Annotated in this window: 21 protein-coding genes and 1 tRNA gene; 15 read left to right on the forward strand and 7 right to left on the reverse strand. The window is 66.7% G+C overall.

Annotated elements, in window-relative coordinates; translation table 11 throughout:
* Positions 1-16: 16 nt before the first annotated feature.
* From HTUR_RS10390 to mobA, 3 genes are read left to right on the forward strand one after another with little or no spacing between them, the layout of a single operon-like run.
* Complete coding sequence (locus HTUR_RS10390) at positions 17-718, forward strand: glycosyltransferase (protein WP_049941880.1); 702 nt, start codon at positions 17-19, stop codon at positions 716-718.
* A 58-nt stretch (positions 719-776) separates the two neighbouring features.
* The gene (yqeC, locus tag HTUR_RS10395; protein WP_012943284.1) at positions 777-1,616 is read left to right on the forward strand and encodes a selenium cofactor biosynthesis protein YqeC; all 840 of its coding nucleotides are present in this window, start codon (positions 777-779) and stop codon (positions 1,614-1,616) included.
* A gap of 46 nt (positions 1,617-1,662) precedes the next feature.
* Positions 1,663-2,289 (forward strand): molybdenum cofactor guanylyltransferase, encoded by a 627-nt coding sequence (gene mobA, locus HTUR_RS10400; RefSeq protein WP_012943285.1) that lies wholly within the window; start codon positions 1,663-1,665, stop codon positions 2,287-2,289.
* A gap of 152 nt (positions 2,290-2,441) precedes the next feature.
* Here mobA and ilvD read toward each other — a convergent pair whose 3' ends face one another.
* The gene (gene ilvD / locus HTUR_RS10405) at positions 2,442-4,178 is read right to left on the reverse strand and encodes a dihydroxy-acid dehydratase (RefSeq protein WP_012943286.1); all 1,737 of its coding nucleotides are present in this window, start codon (positions 4,176-4,178) and stop codon (positions 2,442-2,444) included.
* A 295-nt stretch (positions 4,179-4,473) separates the two neighbouring features.
* Here ilvD and HTUR_RS27350 point away from each other — a divergent pair, with 295 nt between their 5' ends.
* Positions 4,474-4,629, forward strand: coding sequence for a hypothetical protein (locus HTUR_RS27350; protein ID WP_012943287.1), 156 nt, complete (start codon positions 4,474-4,476; stop codon positions 4,627-4,629).
* Between the two features lie 24 nt (positions 4,630-4,653).
* Here the strand turns inward: HTUR_RS27350 and HTUR_RS10410 are convergent, their stop codons facing one another.
* Positions 4,654-5,085 (reverse strand): adenylyltransferase/cytidyltransferase family protein, encoded by a 432-nt coding sequence (locus HTUR_RS10410; protein WP_012943288.1) that lies wholly within the window; start codon positions 5,083-5,085, stop codon positions 4,654-4,656.
* Between the two features lie 111 nt (positions 5,086-5,196).
* Positions 5,197-5,691 (reverse strand): Mov34/MPN/PAD-1 family protein, encoded by a 495-nt coding sequence (locus HTUR_RS10415; protein ID WP_012943289.1) that lies wholly within the window; start codon positions 5,689-5,691, stop codon positions 5,197-5,199.
* A gap of 218 nt (positions 5,692-5,909) precedes the next feature.
* On the opposite strand from HTUR_RS10415, the gene HTUR_RS10420 reads away from it, so the two are divergent.
* From HTUR_RS10420 to HTUR_RS10430, 3 genes are all read left to right on the forward strand, one after another.
* Positions 5,910-8,162: an NADP-dependent malic enzyme gene (locus HTUR_RS10420; RefSeq protein ID WP_012943290.1), complete on the forward strand. Its 2,253-nt coding sequence runs from the start codon at positions 5,910-5,912 to the stop codon at positions 8,160-8,162.
* A gap of 192 nt (positions 8,163-8,354) precedes the next feature.
* Positions 8,355-10,259 carry a DHH family phosphoesterase gene (locus tag HTUR_RS10425; RefSeq protein WP_012943291.1) on the forward strand — a complete coding sequence of 635 codons (1,905 nt, stop codon included), beginning with the start codon at positions 8,355-8,357 and terminating at the stop codon, positions 10,257-10,259.
* A 251-nt stretch (positions 10,260-10,510) separates the two neighbouring features.
* The gene (locus HTUR_RS10430; protein WP_012943292.1) at positions 10,511-10,969 is read left to right on the forward strand and encodes a response regulator; all 459 of its coding nucleotides are present in this window, start codon (positions 10,511-10,513) and stop codon (positions 10,967-10,969) included.
* Between the two features lie 71 nt (positions 10,970-11,040).
* Here the strand turns inward: HTUR_RS10430 and HTUR_RS10435 are convergent, their stop codons facing one another.
* Positions 11,041-11,364, reverse strand: coding sequence for a hypothetical protein (locus tag HTUR_RS10435; RefSeq protein WP_012943293.1), 324 nt, complete (start codon positions 11,362-11,364; stop codon positions 11,041-11,043).
* A 385-nt stretch (positions 11,365-11,749) separates the two neighbouring features.
* Here HTUR_RS10435 and HTUR_RS10440 point away from each other — a divergent pair, with 385 nt between their 5' ends.
* Together HTUR_RS10440 and HTUR_RS10445 are read left to right on the forward strand one after the other, a co-directional pair.
* A complete protein-coding gene (locus HTUR_RS10440) occupies positions 11,750-12,709 on the forward strand; it encodes an A/G-specific adenine glycosylase (RefSeq protein ID WP_012943294.1) in 960 nt (319 codons plus the stop codon).
* 160 nt (positions 12,710-12,869) lie between these two features.
* Complete coding sequence (locus HTUR_RS10445; protein ID WP_012943295.1) at positions 12,870-13,457, forward strand: NADPH-dependent FMN reductase; 588 nt, start codon at positions 12,870-12,872, stop codon at positions 13,455-13,457.
* Here HTUR_RS10445 and HTUR_RS10450 read toward each other — a convergent pair whose 3' ends face one another.
* A complete protein-coding gene (locus tag HTUR_RS10450; RefSeq protein WP_012943296.1) occupies positions 13,458-14,108 on the reverse strand; it encodes a hypothetical protein in 651 nt (216 codons plus the stop codon).
* Positions 14,109-14,564: 456 nt separating this feature from the next.
* Between HTUR_RS10450 and HTUR_RS10455 the strand changes: the two genes are divergently transcribed.
* The 5 genes from HTUR_RS10455 to HTUR_RS10475 all read left to right on the forward strand — a co-directional run bounded on the left by HTUR_RS10455 (position 14,565) and on the right by HTUR_RS10475 (position 20,410).
* Complete coding sequence (locus HTUR_RS10455; protein ID WP_012943297.1) at positions 14,565-15,125, forward strand: hypothetical protein; 561 nt, start codon at positions 14,565-14,567, stop codon at positions 15,123-15,125.
* A gap of 100 nt (positions 15,126-15,225) precedes the next feature.
* Complete coding sequence (locus HTUR_RS10460; RefSeq protein WP_012943298.1) at positions 15,226-16,338, forward strand: DNA-methyltransferase; 1,113 nt, start codon at positions 15,226-15,228, stop codon at positions 16,336-16,338.
* An 80-nt stretch (positions 16,339-16,418) separates the two neighbouring features.
* Complete coding sequence (locus tag HTUR_RS10465) at positions 16,419-16,748, forward strand: cupin domain-containing protein (RefSeq protein WP_012943299.1); 330 nt, start codon at positions 16,419-16,421, stop codon at positions 16,746-16,748.
* A 69-nt stretch (positions 16,749-16,817) separates the two neighbouring features.
* A complete protein-coding gene (locus HTUR_RS10470) occupies positions 16,818-19,997 on the forward strand; it encodes a PAS domain-containing protein (RefSeq protein ID WP_012943300.1) in 3,180 nt (1,059 codons plus the stop codon).
* Between the two features lie 113 nt (positions 19,998-20,110).
* The gene (locus HTUR_RS10475; RefSeq protein ID WP_012943301.1) at positions 20,111-20,410 is read left to right on the forward strand and encodes a HalOD1 output domain-containing protein; all 300 of its coding nucleotides are present in this window, start codon (positions 20,111-20,113) and stop codon (positions 20,408-20,410) included.
* Positions 20,411-20,632: 222 nt separating this feature from the next.
* On the opposite strand, the gene HTUR_RS10480 is transcribed toward HTUR_RS10475, so the two are convergent.
* Both HTUR_RS10480 and HTUR_RS26700 read right to left on the reverse strand, forming a co-directional pair.
* Positions 20,633-20,914, reverse strand: a complete 282-nt coding sequence (locus HTUR_RS10480; RefSeq protein WP_012943302.1) for a HalOD1 output domain-containing protein — start codon at positions 20,912-20,914, stop codon at positions 20,633-20,635.
* Between the two features lie 280 nt (positions 20,915-21,194).
* Positions 21,195-21,346: transfer RNA gene (locus HTUR_RS26700), tRNA-Met, on the reverse strand.
* 103 nt (positions 21,347-21,449) lie between these two features.
* Here HTUR_RS26700 and HTUR_RS10485 point away from each other — a divergent pair.
* Entirely contained in the window at positions 21,450-22,697 is a 1,248-nt protein-coding gene (locus HTUR_RS10485; protein WP_012943303.1) for a DUF7115 domain-containing protein, read from the forward strand.
* The last annotated feature ends 3 nt before the right edge of the window (positions 22,698-22,700 follow it).

The raw sequence follows: 22,700 nt of genomic DNA on the forward strand, positions 1-22,700 counted from the left end.
ACCGACGATGTCCGACATGGATGCCTCGGTCGTCATTCCCGCTCGCGACGAAGGATCGCGACTCGAGCGAACGCTGGATTCGCTCATCGCACAGACCTTCGACGGCCGTTTCGAGGTGATCGTCGTCGCGAGCGGCACGCGGACGCTGGCAGTGGCTCGAGCGCATCCGATCGTCGACCGAGCCCTGATCGACGACAGCCGGATGGGACCCGGCACGGCGCGAAACCGGGGCGCGGCGGCCGCGACCGGCGACATCCTGTTGTTTACCGATGCCGATACGGTCGTCCCGCCGCCGTGGGTGCGACGCCACTGTCGCCACTACGCGACGCCGTCGGTCGCCGGTGTCGGCGGCCCGCTTCGTCCCCTCGCCGGTGGACCGGCCCACCGCGTCCGCTTTCGGCTCCTCTCGGACTGGTGGTACCGAATCAGCTGGCCTCTCGGCTTCGTCCAGCAGCCGGGGTCGAACTGCAGCGTGCGCCGGTCGGCGTTCGAGGCAGTCGACGGCTTCGACGAGTCGCTTTCCTTCCTCGAGGACACAGACCTCTCCCTGCGGTTGTGTGAGACCGGATCGGTCGTCTACGACTCCGGTTGCCCGGTCCGAACGTCGGTACGGCGCCACGAGCGAGAGGGCTATCTCCCGCTCCTGCTGGCGTACCTCGTGGGCTACCTCGAGTACGCGCTGCCGGGCCGGTCGCCGATGCGGGATCACTTCTCGTAACCGTCGCACTCGGCGACCGACCGCCGACCCTTTCTCGCCGGTCGTCGTACCATCGGATATGGACGACGACCCGGACCCCAACCTCGTCGACGCGCTCGCGGCCGACGCCTCGCTCACCTGCGTCGTCGGCGCCGGGGGCAAGAAATCGACCCTGTACGAACTCGCCGGCCGCCTCGAGCGCGCCGTCGTGACGGCGACCGTCCGAATTCCGATCTTCGACCGGCAGGTCGCCGCGGTGCGAGTAACTGAGGACCCAATTTCGCTGCTCGAGCGGGCCGATGCCGGCGAAGCCGACGGCGGGACCGAGAACGACCTCGAGTGGCCCCTCGGACTGGTTCCGGCTCAGGAACGCGAGGATCGCTATCTGGGGTACGACACGGACGTCGTCGATCGGATCGCGGCGTCCTCGAGTGTCGATCACGTCCTCGTCAAGGCCGACGGGGCGCGGACGCGGCTGTTGAAGGCGCCGAACGAGCGCGAACCGCAGCTTCCGGAGACGGTCGATACAGTGCTCGCGATCGCCAGCGTCGACGCGGTCGGCCGCCCCCTCGATTCGGACGCCGTCCACCGCCCCGAGCGCGTCGCTGCGGTCACCGGCCGTGAGATCGGGGAGACCATCCGTCCGGACGACGTCGCGACGATCGTCACCAGCCCCGACGGCGGGCTGAAGGACGTACCGCCGGACGCGACGTACGTGCCGGTTCTCAACATGGTCGACGACGCCGACGACCGCGCGGTCGCCCGCGAGATCGCGACGCAGATTCTCGAGCGGAGCGCGGACACCGATGCGGCCGCTCACGATCGAATTCCGCGGGTCGTCCTGACGAGCATGATCGCCGACGAGCCGTTGATCGACGTCCTCGAGGCCCCCTCGAGAGCGTCCGCCGGGGACGAGTGAGAGGCGAGGGCGGTGGTTTATTGGACGATCGGCCGTACCTCGAACCGTGACCAGCGAACGATCCCTGGGCGGCGTCGTCCTCGCCGGCGGCTACTCCACGCGCTTTGGCGAGTCGGACAAGGCCGTCGCCGACCTCGCGGGAACGCCCATGATCCGCCGGGTCGTCGACCGACTCGCGACCGTGACCGACGACCTCGTGGTCAACTGCCGCGACGACCAGCTCGAGGCGATTCGGGCCGCGCTCGCGGGCAGTGATCTCGAGCCCCGGTACGCGACCGATCCCGTCCCGGATAGGGGGCCGCTGGCCGGCATTCAGGTCGGCCTTGAAGCGGTCGACCGCGAGTACACGGCCGTCGTCGCCTGCGATATGCCCTTCGTCGATCCAGCGTTGCTCGAGACGCTCCACGATCGCGCTTGCGGCCGCGACGGCGCCGTCGTCCGCCTCGAGGACGGCTGGTATCAGACGACCCAGGCAGTCTACCGGGCCGACGCGATGGCCGAGGCCTGCGCGGAGACGCTCGACTCGGAGGACAAGCGGATCGTCGCCGCCCTCGAGCGCATCGACATCGTGGAAGTCGGCGAGAACGACCTCGAGGGCGTCTCCGAGCGGACGTTCGAGGGGATCGACACGCAGGAGGCCCTCGCGGAAGCGGAACGGCGGATGAGACGGTAACGAGCGACGGCTACAGTTTCCTGCCGAAGCATCCGCGAGCGTAGCGAGTGGCTTCCCGTCTGAGCGGGCCTCGCCCGCTCAGGCGGCCTTCTTCATCGAAGTTTTTGTACCGAGTGGACCGCCGCAGGCGATCCCGTGGTGGAAACCGTTCGTTAGTCCTGCTTCGCGCCGGGGTTCGTCACGGCGCCGTTGGCCGACGAGCCGAACATCTGACCGTACTTGGCCAGCACGCCCGTCGTGTAGTTGGGTTCTGGCTCGTCGCGTTCCTCGAGGCGCGCCTCGAGTTCCTCGTCGGAGAGGTCCACGGAGAGTTCGTGGTCGTCGATGTCGATAGTGATCGTGTCGCCGTCCTCGAGGGCGGCGATGGGGCCGCCAACGGCGGCCTCCGGTGCGACGTGGCCGATGGAAAAGCCGCGGGTCGCCCCGGAGAACCGACCGTCGGTGAACAGCGCGACGTCCTCGGCGTGGCCCTGGCCCGCCACGGCGCTCGTGACGCCGAGCATCTCACGCATTCCGGGGCCGCCCTGGGGACCCTCGTTGCGGATCCCGATGACGTCGCCGGTCTCGACGTGACCCTCTTGGACGTATTCCATCGCGTTCTCCTCCTCCTCGAAGATCCGGACGGGACCCTCGTGGTGGAGGTGGTCCTCGCCGGTGATCTTGATGACCGCTCCCTCGGGCGCGAGGTTGCCCGTCAGGATGCGGATCGCGCCGCGCTCGTGGATCGGCTCGTCGACCGTGTTGAGGAAGTCCGCGTCGAGGTCCTCGATGGCCGGCGGGTCGATGCGCTCGAGACCCTCGGCGATCGTCTCGCCGGTGACCGTCAGCGCGTCGCCGTGGAGCAGGTCCGCCTCGAGCAGTTCTCGCAGGACGACGGGGACGCCGCCGACCTCGTGGAGGTCGTTCATCACGCGCTCGCCGCCGGGCTGAAGGTCGGCGATCTTGGGCGTGCGGGCGCTGATCTCGTTGAACTCCTCGATGTCGAGGTCGATGCCGGCCTCGGCGGCCATCGCCAGCAGGTGGAGCACGGCGTTGGTCGAGCCGCCGACGGCGACTTGCAGCGCGATGGCGTTCTCGAAGGACTCCTTAGTGAGAAAGTCCGAGGGCTTGCGCTGCTCCTGGACGGCCTGGACGGCGAGTTCGCCGCTCTCCGTTGCGACCTCGTAGCGGTCCTCGTCTTCGGCGGGCGGCGAGGACGAGCCCAGCGGCGCGAAGCCGATCGTCTCGGAGATCGAGGCCATGGTGTTGGCGGTGAACATGCCGCCACAGGAGCCCGCGCCGGGGCAGGCGTTGCGCTCCATTTCGTCGAGTTCGTCCTCGGACATCTCGCCGTCCGCCACGGCGCCGACGCCCTCGAAGACGTTCTGGATCGTGATCTCTCGACCACCGTGCTCGCCGGGCATGATCGAGCCGCCGTAGAGGAAGACGCTGGGCAGATCCGTCCGGATGGCGGCCATCATCATTCCGGGCATGTTCTTGTCACAGCCGCCGATGGTGACCAGCCCGTCCATGCGCTCGCCGAAGGCGACCAGTTCGACGGAGTCGGCGATGACTTCCCGGGAGATGAGGGAGGCCTTCATCCCCTCGGTCCCCATCGAGATGGCGTCGGAGATAGTGATCGTCCCGAACTCGATGGGCATGCCGCCGGCCTCGTCGACGGCGTCGTAGGCCGACCCCGCGACGTCGTCTAAGTGGACGTTACAGGGCGTGATGTCCGCGGCCGGGTTCGCGATGCCGATCATCGGCGAGTCGAAGTCCTCGTCGTCGTACCCCATCGCGCGGAACATCGCACGGTGGGGCGCGCGCTCGACCCCTTCCGTGACCTCGTTGCTCGGCAGGTCGTCCGCTTTCCCCTCCGCGGGCGACCGCTGCTCGGGCTGTTGGCTCATACACCGAAATTGCCACCTCGGCGCTTAAAGTCCTCGGATACCGGTATCGGCCACTGTCAAGCGCGCAGCGAACACCTTCGGGCGATCGGCGGCGGCCCGATTGACGACCGTTGTGACCGATATCGACAGTAAACGCAGCTGTCAGAACTACCGGAAACCGGGTCGTATTCACTCGCTCATGCACAACAATCTGAATTCTAACACCGGCATTCTCGGCCCTGCACACGCTCGCGCCCTTCGATTTCCTGCACGAGTCTTTCCCGCTACTGTCACAGAGTGACTGATAGAGCCACGAATGTACAAGTACTGTCTGGAGTGCGACTGGCAGGCCAGCACCGCCGGGGGCACGACCGAGGAGGAGGTCTCGGAGCGAGCCATCGAGCACTTCGTCGAGACGGGCCACACGATCGATTCGATGCGGCTCCCCCCGCCGGTTATCCTGGAAAACTGACGGGGCGGCCCGCGATTCGGGCCCTCAGCCGCGGCGCTCGAGGATCCGATCGATGATCAGCCGCGTCGAGAGAATCTCGTCTTCGCGTTCGGGCTCGCGGGCGCTCGCGCGTTCGACGGTACAGTCGATCCCGCGGCGCTCGAGTTCGGCCTCGATCGCGTCGTCGTCGTGGTGCTGGTCGTGGCCCAGCGCGATCACGTCGGGGTCGATCGCCTCGATGGGCGCGAAGATGTCCTCCTCGTGGCCGACGATGGCGTCGTCGACGGCCTCGAGGGCGGCGACGACGTCCCGGCGCTGGGCGGCCGGACAGATCGGCTTCTCCTTGTGGTCGACGTTCGACTTCCGGGCGACGATGACGAGCAGTTCGTCGCCCATCGCCGCGGCCTCCTCGAGATAGTGGACGTGTCCGGGGTGGAGAATGTCGAAGGTTCCCTGGGCGATGACCGTTCGCGTCATCGCGCCCTCCGAAGCCCCGTCGCGGCTCCCTCGGTCGTCGGTCGATCGGTTCGTCGTCTCGGTTTCGCAGTCGGTCCGCGGATCGGACCGGGAGTCGTCTCGAGCATCATACTATCGGAGTTCGTCGTCGATATCCGCCTGCGTGAAATCGAAGAAGTCCTCGGTTTCGGGTAGCTCCACGTCGATCACGTTCAGTCGGGTCGGCTCGCCCCCCGAATCGAAGGCCTCCCAGTCCGAGCGGCGATAGGGCGCGCCGATAATGATATGGACGCTGCCCCGACCGAACGTCTCCAGATCCGCGCTGCTCGGGCTGATCACGCCGTTCGGATGCGAGTGGACGCTGCCCAGCGCCTTCACGTCGTTCGGGATCTGGCTCGTCTTGACGGTCGCGCTGACGCTGTTCGACTCGGTGCCGGGAATCACGAGAATATCCGTGATGACGAGTCCGTCTCGGTCCAGTCCCAGTCGATCCGCCTCGGTTCCTCGGAGGAATCCCATGTACTCGTCGGGATGGGCGGCCTCGGAGGACTCGAGGGCGAACTCGAGGGTCTCCTCGGCGATGCCGAGGATCGAACTCGAGCGAAACAGCGCGTCGAACAGCCCCATGACACGACCTGCGTGCTTGCGGTTGCTAAACGTTCCGATGGTCGTTTCGGCGGCGGACGGCACGACGGCGCCGCGGCGAGCGTCGGGCCGGCGGCTGCGGCGTCTCCGATTGTCCGTCCCGATCGTCCGTGATATCTGTCGACCGTCAACTAGGTGTGTATATATTACCTATCTCTACTAGCGCACTGTTTTTCAGACGGCTCTCCGTATCCGCCTTTATGTCACTAGACGACGATTCACTCGAGTACCACCGCGAAGAGCCTCCCGGCAAGATCGAGATCCGCACGACGAAGTCGACGAGCACCCAGCGCGACCTCTCGCTGGCGTACTCGCCCGGGGTCGCCGCGCCGTGTCGCGAGATCGCCGACCGCGAGGACGACGCCTACCAGTACACGGCCAAGGGCAACCTCGTCGGCGTCGTCTCGAACGGCTCGGCGGTGCTCGGGCTCGGCGATATCGGCGCTCAGGCCTCGAAACCCGTCATGGAGGGGAAGGGCGTGCTGTTCAAGCGCTTCGCCGACATCGACGTCTTCGACATCGAACTCGATCACGACGACGTCGACGCCTTCGTCGAGTCGGTCGCGGCGATGGAGCCGACCTTCGGCGGCGTCAACATCGAGGACATCGCGGCGCCGGCCTGCTTCACGATCGAGGAGCGACTGCGCGAGCGGATGGACGTCCCGGTCTTTCACGACGACCAGCACGGCACCGCGATCATCTCCGGCGCGGCGCTGCTCAACGCCGTCGACATCGCCGGCAAGGATATGGAGGAGCTCTCGGTCACGTTCTCCGGCGCTGGTGCGGCGGCCATCGCGACCGCCCGGTTTTTCGTCTCGCTCGGCGTCCCGAAGGAGAACATCACCATGGTCGACATCGACGGCATCCTGACGACCGAGCGGGCCGAGTCCGGCGACCTCGACCCCTACAGCCGCGAGTTCGCTCGCGACGTGCCCCCGGGAGACGTCGCCGACGCGATCGTCGACGCGGACGTCTTCGTCGGGCTCTCCGTCGGCGGGATCGTCTCCGCCGAGATGGTGCGCTCGATGGCCGCGGATCCGATCATCTTCGCGATGGCCAACCCCGATCCGGAGATCGACTACGAGACGGCGAAGAACGCTCGGGACGACACGGTCATCATGGCGACCGGCCGCTCGGACTACCCGAATCAGGTCAACAACGTCCTCGGGTTCCCCTTCATCTTCCGCGGCGCGCTCGACGTCCGAGCCAGCGAGATCAACGAGGAGATGAAGGTGGCCGCCGCGGAGGCCATCGCCGACCTCGCGCGGACGGACGTCCCCGACGCCGTCCGCAAGGCCTACGGCGACCAGCCGCTGCAGTTCGGCCCCGAGTACATCATCCCGAAGCCCCTCGATCCGCGCGTGCTCTTCGAGGTCGCCCCCGCGGTCGCCCGCGCCGCCGTCGAGAGTGGCGCCGCCCGCACCGACCTCGACCTCGAGACCTACGTCGAGGACCTCGAGGCGCGCCTGGGTAAGTCCCGCGAGATGATGCGGACCGTGTTCAACAAGGCCAAGACCGACCCGAAGCGGCTCGCGCTGGCCGAGGGGGAAAACGAGAAGATCGTCCGGGCGGCGGCCCAGCTCGAGGACCGCGATCTCGCGCAGCCGGTGCTGATCGGCGACGCCGAAGAGATCCGGACCACCGTCGCCGACCTCGGCCTCGAGTTCGAACCCGAGGTGGTCGATCCGGAAACCGGCGACTACGAGGAGTACGCCGAGGCGCTCTACGAGCGCCGCCGGCGCAAGGGCGTGACGCGCACTGAGGCCCGGGAACGGATCCGGGACAGCGACTACTTCGCGTCGGTGATGGTTGATCAGGGCGACGCCGACGCGATGCTCACCGGACTCACGAACCACTACCCCTCGGCGCTGCGGCCGCCGCTGCAGGTGGTCGGCACGGCGCCCGACACCGACTACGCCGCGGGCGTCTACATGCTGACGTTCAAGAACCGCGTCGTCTTCCTCGCCGACGCGACGGTCAACCAGGACCCTGACGAGGACGTGCTGGCCGAGATTACGCGCCACACGGCCAACCTCGCGCGGCGGTTCAACGTCGAACCGCGGGCCGCCCTCCTGTCGTACTCGGACTTCGGCAGCGTCGACAACGAGGGCACCCGCAAACCCCGCCGGGCGGCCCAGCGGCTCCGCGAGGACCCCGACGTCGACTTCCCCGTCGACGGCGAGATGCAGGCCGACACCGCCGTCGTCGAGGACCTGCTCGAGGACAACTACGAGTTCGCCGAACTCGACGAGCCCGCGAACGTGCTCGTCCTCCCCAACCTCGAGGCGGGCAACGTCTGCTACAAGCTGCTCCAGCGGCTGGGCGGCGCCGAGGCGATCGGCCCGATGCTGGTCGGTATGGATCGACCGGTCCACGTCCTCCAACGGGACGACGAGGTCAGCGACATCGTGAACCTCGCGGCCGTCGCGACCGTCGACGCGCAGGGTGAGTAAGGGACCGACCCGACTACGGCGCTGCTCTTCGGTCCCGACGGGCCGTTTTCGATGGACGTGCGGGTCACCGAGCTCCCGACGTGACAGACACGCAGTCAGTTCGCCGTCGACGCCGTCGTCGAAGATGTTCTCGAGCCGTCGTCTCCCTTCTTGACAAGGGTTATACGCGACCGGCTCAAACTACGGTTCAAGATGACACGTGAGTCCGCCGGGGAACCCGGCGCAGATGACGGGGATTCCGTCGTCTACGATCTCGCTGCCGAGTGTACGGCAGAAGATGTAGAGCGAAACCGACCGTATCTCGCCGAAATCAACGGTATCGTCGATTACGGCGTCTTCGTCGATCTCTCCGAGTCCGTCTCCGGGCTCGTCCACGAATCGGTCCTCGAGGGCACCTTCGCCGTCGGCGACGAGCTCGTCGTCGAACTCGAGAGCGTCCGGGACAACGGTGACATGGCCTTCGAGCCGGTCGACATCGAGGAGTACACGCTCCAGAACGTCGCCCACGACTACGCCCTGACCGGCACCGATCGGCTCAAGCCGAACATCGGCGATCAGATCCACTTGGAGGGCAAGATCGTTCAGGTCAAACAGACCGCCGGCCCGACGATCTTCCACGTCGCCGACGAGTACGGCGTCGTTCCCTGTGCCGCCTTCGAGGAGGCCGGCGTCCGCGCCTACCCCGCCATCGAGGTCGGGGACGTCGTCCGCGTGACCGGCACGCCCGAGCGCCGCGAGGGCTCGATCCAGATCGAGGTCGACGGACTCTCGAACCTCGAGGGCCAGGACGCCGAGGACGCCCGCGAACGGCTCGAGGACGCCCTCGAGGACCGCGCCGAGCCCCACGACGTCGAGCCGCTGATCGACTGGCCCGCCTTCGAGAAACTGCGGCCGAACCTGCGGGAGGTCGCGAAGCTGCTGCGTCGGACCGTCCTCGAGGGACGGCCCATCCGCGTGCGCCACCACGCTGACGGCGACGGCATGTGCGCCGCCGTTCCCGTCCAGATCGCCCTCGAGCGATTCATCGCGGACGTCCACGAGGACGAGAACGCGCCGCGCCATCTCATCAAGCGCCTGCCCGCCAAAGCGCCGTTCTACGAGATGGAAGACGCCACGCGGGATCTGAACTTCGCGCTCGAGGACCGCGAGAAACACGGCCAGCAACTCCCGCTCCTGCTCATGCTGGACAACGGTTCGACGGCCGAGGACGTCCCGGCCTACGAAACGCTGGCCCACTACGACATCCCGATCGCGGTCGTCGACCACCACCACCCCGACCCCGACGCGGTCGAGGACCTCCTCGACGCCCACGTCAACCCGTACCTCCACGACGAGGACTACCGGATCACGACGGGGATGTGCTGTGTCGAACTCGCGCGGATGATCTACCCCGACCTCGGCGACGAACTCCGACACGTCCCCGCCGTCGCCGGCCTCTCGGACCGCTCGAAGGCCGACGCGATGGACGACTACCTCGAGCTGGCCGCCGAGGAGGGCTACGACGAGGACCGCCTGCAGGACCTGAGCGAGGCGCTCGACTACGCCGCCTTCTGGCTGCGCTACAACTCCGGCGATCAGCTGATTCAGGACCTGCTCCAGATCGATTCGGCCGACGAGGACCGCCACCGCGAACTCGTCGAGTTCTTCGCCGACCGGGCTCGCGAGGAGGTCGACGAGCAACTCGACGCGGCGATGCCCCACTTAGAGCACGAGGACCTGGACAACGGCGCCCACCTCTACCGGATCGACGTCGAGAACTACGCCCACCGCTTTACTTACCCCGCGCCGGGCAAGACCACCGGCGAGATCCACGACCGGAAGATCGAGGAGACCGGCGACCCCGTGATCACGGTCGGCTACGGGCCCGACTTCGCCGTGCTCCGCAGTGACGGCGTCCGACTGGACATCCCCACTATGGTCTCGGAACTCGAGGAGGAGGTCCCCGGCGGCGGCGTCTCCGGCGGCGGCCACCTCGTCGTCGGCTCGATCAAGTTCGTCAAGGGCAAACGCGAGGACGTCATCGACGCCTTAGTCGAGAAGATGGAGGACGCGGAGATCGACGAAGCGCTCTCGAGTGCGGCGCCGATCGACGACTGACGTGCTCGCTCCCCTCGAGTCCGACCGTCGCCGATCGGGCGTCGACCGGACTCGAACCGAGACGGACGCGGTTCCGAGCAGCGGCCATCGATCGACTGTAGCATGATTGTCTCACCCCAGACTGACGAGCACCGTCGTATTGACGAGCGTCATCGGGACCGAGCCACCGGCCTCGAGCGCTCGGTCTCGCCAACGGTCGCAATCGAGAGCGAGCGCCGAAGCGGGCGCTGGGCTCGAGGTGACCGGCGCCGATGATCGACCGCAGCAAAGCCGCGGAACCGGCCGACGTGTTGCTCGTCGAGCCGTCAGACGAGCGCGCTCGCCGCACGAGGGACGGATTTTTGGATATTGGATCGACGACCATACACGAGGTCTCGGACGGCGACGAGGCGCTGGCCTTTCTAGAGGGGCGCGACGAGTACGCCGACGCGCCGGCCCCCTGTCTCGTCATGCTCCGACTGGAGCTTCCGGGTCCCGACGGGCTCGACGTGCTCGAGCGGATGGCCGAGCGAACGGACCTCTCGCGGATTCCGGTCGTCGTGACCGTCGACGATCCTGACGACGACGTCGTCACTGACGCCTACAAACGGGGCGCCAACGCCGTCCTGCCGACGCCGTCCGATCCCGCGGCGCTCGCCGAGACGATGGAGCGAGTCGCCGAGTTCTGGATCGCGACCGCGCGACTCCCGAATCGGATCGATCGACTCTGAGAAACGGTCGTTCTCCGGTATAACCGATTCGAATCGTGGAGGGTTGTGTCGGTTGCAGGAGTCTCTGGACGTTAGAACTGATAGCGCCGCTCGTCGTCCATCGCCGGGTACTGATCCGCGCCGGTCATCTCCTCGAAGGTCATCCCCGAGAGGTACTCGTCGTAGGTGACGTCGTAGGCCGTCCGCAGCTGGAAGTCCAGCTTTCCGGTGTCGATCGTCGACTGGAAGAGCATGTGGATCGCCCGCCGGACCAGTTCGTCCGTCTCCTCGGGCTCGAGGGCGGTCTCGAGCAAGGCGAGTTCGTTTCGCGTCTCCCGGTCGAGCGAGACGGTGAGCTCCTCGTCCAGCGCGCCGTAGGCGTCCGTCACGTCGTCGTTGAGATCGTCGAGGCTCATACGGGAGGGGACTCGAGCCGACGGGATAGGGCTTTCGTGGTCGACTCGCCGTTCGAATCGTCGGTAGCGGAATCGCAGTATCGGATATCAGTCACAGCATAGCTGGCGACACGCGGCCGATACGCACTCGAGAGGTCCGCGACGAACACGTTGCTACCGTGGCAATGGGGATTTCCACGTCCTCCCCAGCCGATTCGCTCAGTCGCGTTGCTTCTTCGCTCATCCCTCGCACGGGTTCGTCGGTCACCCTCACGTTCGTTCGGGCGACTGACAGCGTGCGCCACTGCACTGGCTCGCTGGACGAGCGAGGTGAGAGATGTCGGTTCGCCATCGGAACCGATTCCGAACCGCCACCAGTAAGACCAGCGGGTCGCTAGATCGACCGATGAGTGAGAGCGACGATGATGCCGACGCCGGTTCGGGTACGGGCGACGGGGACTGGTCGCTCCCCAACGACCACGAGTCCGTCCGCGAGGCCCTGATCGCGTGGTACGAGGACGGCCACCGCGAGTTCCCGTGGCGGCGGACCGACGACCCCTACGAGATCCTCGTCAGCGAGGTGATGAGCCAGCAGACCCAACTGGACCGCGTCGTCGAGGCCTGGGAAGGGTTCCTCGAGCGCTGGCCGACGACCGCGGCGCTGGCGGACGCCGACCGAGCGGACGTCGTCGGCTTCTGGACGGACCACAGCCTCGGCTACAACAACCGGGCGAAGTACCTCCACGAGGCGGCCGGGCAGGTGGAAAACGAATACGACGGCGAGTTCCCGACCGCGCCCGACGAACTGCAGGAGCTCATGGGCGTCGGCCCCTACACCGCCAACGCCGTGGCGAGTTTCGCCTTCAACAACGGCGACGCGGTCGTCGACACGAACGTCAAGCGTGTCGCCTACCGCGCGTTTTCGATCCCCGACGACGACGCGGCATTCGAGGCGGCGGCGAGCGAGCTCATGCCCGACGGCGAGTCGCGAGTCTGGAACAACGCGATCATGGAACTGGGCGGCGTCGCCTGCACGCAGACACCGAAGTGTGACGAGGTCGGCTGCCCCTGGCGCGAGTGGTGTGACGCCTACGCCAGCGGCGACTTCACCGCGCCGGACGTCCCGACACAGCCCTCCTTCGAGGGGAGTCGCCGTCAGTTCCGCGGCCGCGTGATCGGCACCCTGCGGGAGTACGACGAACTCGAGTTGGACACCCTGGGCCATCGCATTCGCGTCGATTACGCACCCGACGGCGAGTACGGACGCGAGTGGCTCACGGGGCTGCTCGAAGACCTCGAGTCGGACGGGTTAGTCGACCTCGAGACGGGCGAAGACGGGGCGCTCGTGGCCCGTCTCCGTCGATAGCGCCCGTGCGAAGTCGGCCACGGAACCGATAGTTGCTTTTGTCACCTCGAGTAGGCACGTACACGTACTCGGTTCGCCCTCCGAACCGGATTGTCGTCCCGACCGCCAGGCCCGTCACCGGTTGGACCGCTTATATGTGCCTCGAGGTCGACGAACCGACATGGCAGACGTTCACGTCACCGCAGTCTGTGGGAGTCTCCGCGAGGCGAGTACGACCCGCGCCGCCCTCGAGCGCGTTCTCGAGGCCGCCGAGCGCGGCGGCGCGACGACCGAACTGCTCGACTTGCGCGAGTTCGAGTTGCCGACGTTCGACGCGGATCGAGATCGAGAGGACGCGGGGGACGCCGAGGAACTGGCGACCCGCCTCCGCGAGGCGGACGCGATCGTTCTCGGCTCGCCGATGTACCACGGCTCCTACTCCTCGCCGCTGAAGACGGCCCTCGACTACTGCGGATTCGACGAGTTTCGGGACAAGACCGTCGGACTGCTGGCGGTCTCCGGCGGCGCCTTCCCCGTCACCGCTCTCGAGCACATGCGCTCGGTCTGTCGGGCGCTGAACGCGTGGGTGATCCCCCACGAGGCGGCCGTGCCGAACTCCCACTCGGCGATCGAGGACGGCGCGTTCGTCGACGAGAAACTCGAGGAGCGCGTCGCGACGCTCGGTCGGCGCGCGGTCCAGTACGCGACCATCGAGCCGGATCCGGACTCGTTCCAGAGCGATCAGAACGTCGGCGCTGAAGGCAAGTAATCAGGGGCAGGGCTCGAGGAGTCGTTCGAACCGCCGCTGGTGGGCGAGGAAGGCCATGAGGCCGAAGACGACGACGCCGACCTGCACCGCGTCGACCTGGAGGACGATCGTCGTCACCTCGAGCGACAGCGGCGGCGTGGCGACCGCCCAATCGGTAAACCAGGCCGACGCCAGCAGCGCTGCCGCGCCGACGGCCAGCAACAGGCCGGACGCGATCGGCGCGCGCGACGTCGGAGACGACGACCGGAAACAGAAGGCGCGTTGTTCGAGGATGAACTGCCCGACGAGGAGACTTGTGTGAAGGACGGTCGCGACGGCGATTCCCCCGACGCCCCCGATCCCCTGGGCCACGAGCAGCCAGACGATCCAGCTCCCGGTCAACAGGAGGGCGACGCCGAGCCGCTGGGGACAGAGGACGTCACCGATGTCGCTAACGGTCGCCCCGAACACGCTCGCCCGGAGCAGCGAGCCACAGAACAGGATTCCGAGCGCGGCGAGCGCGGTCGACGCACTCGGCGACCCGACGACGAGCGTAAACCAGAGTCCGACGGCGACCGCTTCGACGGCGGCCGTCGAGAATGCCGCGGTCACCCCGACGACGCGGCGTCGGGTCGTTCGACCGAGGACGCCGGGCTGTCGGATGACACTCATACCACCCTTCGTCACAGGCGAGGCCTTTCGTTATGGGAGTCATTATGTCACATAGTAATGAGTTCGTAACGGCGCGTTCGCCCGAGACGAATTATATACGCCGCTAATAGTTCGTTTCTCCGACCGGTTTCGCGAACGTGTACTCGAACGAACGGACACCGTGACAGATACGTCGCGATCGGCGGACGGCTACGGGCCGGAAAGGACAGCAATAGCGTCTCGGGATCGAAGCCACCCGACGAACCATCGGGCTCGAGACCGCTACGCCGTCGAGTGAAAACGCGGTCTCGATCGCGGTCGACGGTCGCTACGGCGCTCGAGTCGCTGGACCCGAACGTAGGGATCGGTTACGACGCCGTTCGTCGTTCGGTAGCCGCGCCATAACTGGTTGGGAACCGATTCGTTCACTGGAAACGGTGGACAGAACTATTTACGGGGATGTGGTCGGGAGCGATTATGGCCGAAAGCGAGCAACAGGAGAAGATGTTGTCCGAGACTATCGTCAAGGAAGCCGTCGGGCTGGGCATGAAGTCCCCGCTGCGCGACTCGATCGTCGAGGCCGTCGACGAGGCCGGCGGCTCGCAGTCCGGAGGCGGCTCCGGTCTGCCGCTGGCGGGCGCCCTCTTCGGCGCCGGCGCGGCGCTCGGTTTCCTCGCGGGCCGGCAGTCGCCCGAACTCGAGGACACGTCCCTCGAGGACATCGAGGAACCGGAGATCATCGAGGACGTCATCGAAACGGAGAGCGACGAGGACGAGTCAATCACCGAGACAACGGACGAAACGGAATCGGAGGGCGGCTCGAGCCGGCTGATCCAGCTCCTGATCACCGTCGGCGCGATCGCCGCCGTCGCCGTGCTTCGCCGCCGCCTTTCGGGGGGCGAGGAAGAGGAGTGGGAGCCGATCGAGGAGTTCGAACCCGCGACGGGCGACGATATCGGAGGCAGTGACGACGAGGAAGAGGAGGAGCCGGTCGAGGCCGAGGCGGAGTCCGAGGACGCGGACGAGGAAGAAGAATAAGCCGGCTGATTGTTCCCGGCGCTGACCGACGCGCTCGATTTTCGATCGGCGGCACCGTCTGACGAAGAAGCTAAGGGGTCGACGCCGACACGTCAAGGCAATGGAGACGACCCACCGCGTCTTCGTCGGTGACTCCCGGGATCTCGCCGCGATCGACGACGACTCCGTCGAGCTCGTCGTCACCTCTCCGCCCTACCCCATGATCGAGATGTGGGACGACCTCTTTACCCGCCTCGATCCGGCCGTCGGCGACGCGCTCGAAGCCGGCGACGGCCGCCGTGCCTTCGACGCGATGCACGCCCAGCTCGACCGCGTCTGGGACGAACTCGAGCGCGTGCTGGTCGACGGCGGCATCGCCTGTATCAACGTCGGCGACGCGACCCGATCGGTCGACGACAGCTTCCGGGTCTACGCCAATCACGCGCGCGTGCTCGAGGCCTTCGAGTCGCGGGGGTTCGATCCGCTGCCGGACATCCTCTGGCGCAAGCCGGCCAACAGCGCCGCGAAGTTCATGGGCAGCGGGATGATCCCGCCCAACGCCTACGTGACCCTCGAACACGAGTACGTGCTGGTCTTCCGCAAGGGCGGGGAGAGCCGCTCGTTCGAACCGGGCGCCGACCGACGATACGAGGCCGCCTACTTCTGGGAGGAGCGCAACCGCTGGTTCTCCGACGTCTGGACCGACGTTCGCGGCGAACTGCAGGCGCTTTCGGACGAGCACGACGACCTCCGCGATCGGTCGGCCGCCTACCCTCTCGAGATCCCCTATCGACTGATCTGCATGTACTCCGCCTACGGCGACACCGTCCTCGATCCCTTCTGGGGGACCGGGACGACCACGCTCGCGGCGATGTACGCCGGTCGCAACTCCGTCGGCTCGGAACTCGAGTCGTCGTTCCTCGAGGTGTTCGACGACCGACTCGGCGACGTACCGGCGCTCTCGCGATCGGTCGGCCGACGGCGGCTCGAGCGCCACCGGGAGTTCGTCGCTCGCCGTCGCGAGGAGGGGAAGTCCTTCGAGTACCGGGCCGCGAACTACGAGACACCGGTCGTCACGAAGATGGAGCGGAACCTCCAGCTTCGAGAGGTGACCGCCGTCGACGTACTCGCGGACGCAGACATGAGCGAGGGTCCCGCTGACGACGAGACCGCTGCGGACGCGGACGCCGTGCACAGGTACCGAGCCGAACACGTACCGCTGACTCTCGAGTAACGCGTTCGATGGACGTTGTCACGTCCGGTGGGAACTAGCACGTCGATGGACATTTGGGCCGCTGTGTCGAACCGACGGGTATGACGCTCGACGAATATTCCGATGCGGTCGACGCGCTCGAACCGGCCGACGGCGAGGTCGAAACGGCGGAACTGGTCGTCAGCGACGACGTGCTCGTCAAGGCGTTCGCGCTCGGCCCGGACGCCGAACTCGAGGCCCACGACCACCCGGAGAGTACGAACGTCTTCCACGTCCTCGAGGGAACGGTCACGGTGGTACAGGACGGCGAGAGCGAGACGATCGACGCGCCGGGCGTCGTCAGCCACGAGCGCGGCGTCGTCCACGGCGCGCGAAACGAGACCGACGAGCGGGTCGTGTTCACGGCCAGCCTCTGTCCGCTCCCGTCCTGACCGTCGGCGTTCGTCGGCCGGACCTGTCCGCCCCACGAGTTTTTATTCGCGCCGCTCCCATCGACAGCTATGAATCGCGGCCTCGAGGTTCCCGAATCGACCCCGATACGAGCCCTCGCGGTCGGGACGTCGACGTGGTTGCAACGGGCGACGGCGGAGCTCGACGCCGACGACGAGATCACGATTCGCGGGCCGCTCGATCCGGCGACCGAACTCGAAGACGCCGCCCTCAACGAGACGGACTGCCTGCTCACCGACGACCGGGCGGTCCTCGAGCGCGTCGACGGGGAGTGTCCGATCGTCTACGCGCTCGAACCCGCCGAGGACGAGTCGATCGATCGGCTCCGCGCCGACGGGGCGACGGACGTGATTCTCAAAGCCGCGGCCGACCGATCGTCGCTGCTCGCCCACCGTCTGCGACGAACCGCCGAGTTCGCCGTCAGTCACACGGCCGGACGTCAGGAAACGCGATTGCGAGCGCTGCTCGAGCACTCCTCGGACGTGGTGCTCGTCGTCGACGACGACGGCACGGTCTCGGCCGTCGGTCCGTCGGCGGAAGGGATCGCCGGCTACGAGCCCGACGCGCTGGTCGGTTCCCACTATCTGGACTTCGTCCACCCGGACGACGTCGCGTCGATCCGAACGGCGTTCGACGACCTGTGTACCAGCGAGCCGGGGACGACGACGACCGTCGAGTACCGCTGTCAGCACGCCGACGACGCGTGGTACGTCCACGAGGCCGTGCTCACGAATCGGCTGGCCGCCGAGAAACGCGCCGGTGGCGAGTCAGGCGCCGAGATAGACGGTGTCGTCGCGTCGATCCGAGACGTGACGGCCGTCCACCGAGTCGAGCGCGAACTCGAGCGCTCGCTCGAACGGATCAGCGACGCGTTCTACGCGCTCGATTCGGAGTGGCGGTTCACGTACGTCAACGACCGGGCGGGCTCCCTCCTCGGCGTCGATCCCGCCACGGTGATCGGTCGCCCCATCCTCGAGCTGTTTCCGGAGCTCCGAGAGACGCCGTTCCGGACGGCCGCGGTCGAGGCGATGGAAACCCAGGAGCCCACGTCGGTCGAACACTATTACGAACCGACCGACCGCTGGTACGACGTCCGCCTCTATCCGTCGCCGTCCGGACTCTCGGTGTACTTCCAGGACGTGACCGACCGGGTCGAGCGCGAACGGAAACTGCAGGACCGGACGGAACAGCTGGAGACGATCATCCGGAACGTCCCCGTCGTCCTCTTCGAACTCGACGCCGACGGGACGATCACGCTGGCGGAGGGGCGCGCGTTCGAGCGCAGCGAGGCGATCGCCGACGATATCGTCGGCGAGTCGGCGTTCGACGTCTTCGACGACCATCCCGCGATCCGCGCCGACCTCAGAGCGGCCCTCGAGGGCGTGTCGACCCACTCCTCGATCGAACTCGACGACCGAGTTCTCGAACAGTGGTGCCGGCCGATCGTCGAGGACGGCGGGGTCGACCGCGTGATCGGCATCGCCGCCGACGTCACCGAACGCGCCCAGTATCAGACGGCGTTGAACGCCCTCCACGAGGCGACGAGCCACCTGCTGACCGTCGAATCGGAGCAGGCCGCCTGCGAGTACGTGGTCGACGTCGCGAACGACGTTCTCGACCTCGAGACGGTCGTCTATCGGTTCGACGAGCGAGAAAACGAACTCGTGCCGACGGCCTACTCGTCCGGCCTCGAGTCGACGGTCGGATCGCCGCCGAGACTCCGGCCCGGCGAGAGCCTCGCCTGGCGGGCGTTCGTCGACGACAGCCCGGCCCGGTTCGACGACGTCAGGGACGCTCCGCAGGTGTTCGACCCGACTACGGACGCTCGCAGCGGTCTCTACGTCCCGATCGGCGAACACGGCGTCCTCGTGGCTCTCGATCCCGAACCGGGGCGCTACGACGAGGAGACGTTCGAACTCGCCACACTGTTCGCCAGAACGGCCGAGGCGGCGCTCGATCGCATCACCCGGACGCGCCGGCTCCACGGCCACGAATGGGAGCTCAAGCGCCAGAACGAACACCTCGGGCGACTCAACGAGGCCAGCCAGGTTCGCCAGGATCTCGAGCAGTTGCTCCTGATGGCCAACTCCCGCGCCGAGATCGAACGCGGCATCTGCGAGCGCCTCGCCGACCTCGAGTGCTGTTCGTTCGCCTGGATCGGCGAACCCGATCCGGGCGGGAATCAGCTGTTACCTCGCCGACAGGCGGGCCACGAGCGGGAGTATCTCGACGCGGTCTCGGTGACGACCGTCGACGACTCCGCGACCGAACCGGCGGGTCGAACGGCGCGGACGCGGTCGCCGGTCCTCGTCGAGAACGTCGCCGATTCGATCCGCGAAGGGACTTGGCGCGGCGACGCCCTCTCCAGGAGCTTCCAATCGGTCTACGCCGTGCCGCTCGTCTACGACGACTTCCTCTATGGGGTCCTGACGCTGTACAGCGACGACCGAGACGCGTTCGACGAACCGCTCCGGTCCATGCTCGCCGAACTCGGCGAAACCATCGGCTACTCGATCGACGCCGTCAAACGAAAGTCCCCGCTGGACGGCGAGAGCGTCCCCGTAGTCGAACTCGAACTCGCTCTCGAGGGACCGAATCCGCTGGGTCGGCTCGCCGATCGACTGGACGCGCGCGCCGAATTCGAGGGCGGGGCGATCCGCGACGACGGGACGCCGACGGTGTTCGCGGTCGTCGACGAGACGGATGACGTCGATCCGGCCGCCCTCGCCGAACTTGAGGGAATCGGCGACGTCTCCGTGATCGCCGACACCGACTCGGAGACGCTGTTGCAACTCCAGTACACGGGTCCGTTTCTCGGCGCCGCCGTCGACGCCCACGGCGGGACGCTGCGGTCGCTAGTCGCCGACGATACCGGGACGCGAGCGATCGTGGAGGTTCCGGAAACGGTCGAAGTCAGAAACGTGCTGTCGCAACTCAATCGCCGCGAGTTCGCGGTCTCGCTCGTCGCCCGCCGCGAGGGTTCGACGCGGACGCGGTCGATGATCGACGCCGCCGCCCGTAACGCCTTACTCGAGCAGCTGACCGATAGACAACGCGAGGTCGTCCAGACGGCCTACCACGGCGGCTTCTTCGAGTGGCCCCGGGAAACGACCGGGGAATCGATCGCCGACTCGCTTGGGATCTCCTCCCCCGCCTTCCAGAAACACGTCCGAGCCACCGAGAGAAAGCTCTTCACCGCGTTGTTCGACGGTCGCTCGGTAGATGGTTAACTGTATAACCCGATCCTATTCGGCAGGTTATACAGATAACGATCAGATTCTTTACGACGACCGGTGAAGGACGGCTGTCTTCCCACAGACCGCACTGGGGGTGCGCGTAATCAATGACTGAGATGACTACACGATCACCGTCCGCACAAGCGGAAGCGGAGTACGTTGCGCAGTACGATCGACTCGATAACGAACCACTGAGCGTCGCTATCGTCAACGCGGTCGCGACGTTCGGCAACGAATCGGTAACGGAACTCGAACCGCTTCACTACACGATCAACACCGACGCGCTCGAGCGACTGTTCGAACCGCGTACGGACGGCGTTCGATCGGGGGGATCCGTCTCCTTCGAGTACCTCGACTATCTCGTCACCGTCACCGCCGACGGTGAGATCCGCGTCGAAGCGGCCTAAATCGACGCCCGCTGACCGGTTCTCCGTCTCCTCTCTGCGACCTCGAGCAGTGCCTACTGGGCGGTCGCGTCGCTACTCGTTTCGAGTCGATAGCCGTGACTGATTCCCGTGAGTACGGCTCCCGGTCGCTGCCGCTCTCTCGAGCGAGCACGAGACCGCCTCGAGTACACGACGTTCCGCTTCGAGCGCTCGTCGGGTCGGCAGTGCCGACCGCTCTCGATCTCAGTCGCCGTGCGACTCCTCCGGCGATTCGCCGTTCGCGTCGGTAAGTTGGTTCGCCGCCGTAATATCGACCGCTCCGGAGCCGTCGACGCGGACGCGATGGCTCCGATACGGGAAGGAAATCGAGAGCGCCGCCTCGCTCGAGTCGACCAGCCGCTCGAGCGCGTCGGGATCGACGACGGCGTAAAGCGGCGGCTCGAGGTCGGCCGGATCGACGCCCTCGATTTCGGCGATCTGCGTTACGATACTGTGACTCGGTTGTGATGAGACCCCCGTCCCCATACCCCGGCATGCTATGGTATGTCGTATAAAACTGATGATGACGCACTCCGAAACGAAGTCCGCTTGCAACGCCCTCGTTCTCGCTCGCCGCTTCTCAGTCTGAATCCGCGATATCGGTGAAAACGGCGGCAGAGGGCTCTGAACCTCCGGAAGCGCTTCGCGCTTCCGTGCCTTCGATCGTTCGCTCCGCTCACTCTCGAGGACCTACGGGTTCGGAGCGACCCGGGCATGCTTCTCAGCGTTATCACTCGTCTTCGACTCGTGATGTCTGTGAGAAGCATGCCCGGGGAGGGCTCCGAACCCTCGATCTCCGCATGTCCCAGGTCCGAGGCTCGGCGGTCCTCGTGGGGGACACGGAGGCTTCCAAGGCGTACCGCACCGAATCTCTGAACCCTATGAGTGCGGCGCTATGTCCAGCTAAGCCACCCGGGCTCACTCTCTGGTAGTGTGCTGTGTTTCTTTAACCTTCTCATTCCAGTCCGCCCTGTAACGCCGACCCACGGATTTATGACACGGCCTTCCCAACTACCCGCGCATGAGCGTTCCGGGAATCGTCCAATCTACTCTCAACGGCGACGAAATCGCGGCTCGAGTCTCTCTGGGCGGCGAAGACGAACTCTTCATAACGTCCTCGAGTACCCTCGTCTACCGCTCCGACGGCATCTTGAGCGACGAATCGGTCGAGGAATACCCCCACGAGGCCGACCGGCTGACCCTCTCGGAGGGCCGGCGCAAGACGAAGTTCACCCTCGAGTACCCTCTCGAGGGAACGAAGGAGTTCACCGTTCCGTCGGACAAGACCGATGCAGTCCTGCATCCCGTCCTGGCCGGCGTGTTGAACGGCAACGGGATCACCGATCCCGGCGAGACGGTCGTCAAGACCTACCGCTTCAGCGAGCTGACGCTGATCATCACCAGCGACCGTCTGGTCAAACACATCGGCGGGGCGGTCTGGGACGGCGACTACGAAGGATACCACTTCGACGACGTGACGAAGCTCGCGTTCGAAGACGGGAGCGTCGCCACCCAGATCGTGCTCACGGTCGCCGGCCGCCCGGAGCGGATCAAAGCACCCAACGAGGAGGCGAACGATCTCCGTGAGCGCCTCAAACGCGCCCTCTTCGAGTACCACGGTGTGACGTCGCTCGCGGAACTCAACGAGACGGTCGGCGGCGACGAGGACGGCGACGACCGGGGCGACGGCGCGGTCGACTTCGGCGACGGCGTCGATCCGCTCGACGCCAACCCGCCCGAACCGGACGACCGGGAGACGGTCGCGGCGACCGAGACGGCAGCCGACTCGGAGGAATCCCAGTCGCAGTCGGCCGATCCGCTCGCGGCCGCTGGCGACCCGCAGCAGTCACAGCGCACTCAGCAGCAGTCCGCCCAACAGCAGTCCACCCAGCGGCAGTCAGCCCAGCAGTCGACGCGCGCCGCCGCGACGCAGGGCGAGTCCTCGTCGGACTCGAGTACGAACTACGCTGGCACCGCGACCGACGACGTCGAGACGGCCTTCGACGGCGCGTCGGACGCACCGGTCGGCGACGAACCGGAGTCCGAATCGACGTGGGACGACAGCGGGCTCGTCGCCGATGCAGCGGCCGAATCCGCGTCCGCAGCGTCCGCCACAGCCGCCGAGACAGATGCCGCCGACTACGATCCGGCCGAACTCGCCGAACGGATCGACTCGCTCGAGGCGGCCGTCGAGAAACAGTCCGAACTCATCGAACGGCAACAGGAGACGATCGAACAGCTGATCGCCGAACTCCGGCAGGGTCGCTGAGCC

It is taken from the genome of Haloterrigena turkmenica DSM 5511 (assembly GCF_000025325.1).
In the GTDB taxonomy this organism is placed as follows: domain Archaea; phylum Halobacteriota; class Halobacteria; order Halobacteriales; family Natrialbaceae; genus Haloterrigena; species Haloterrigena turkmenica.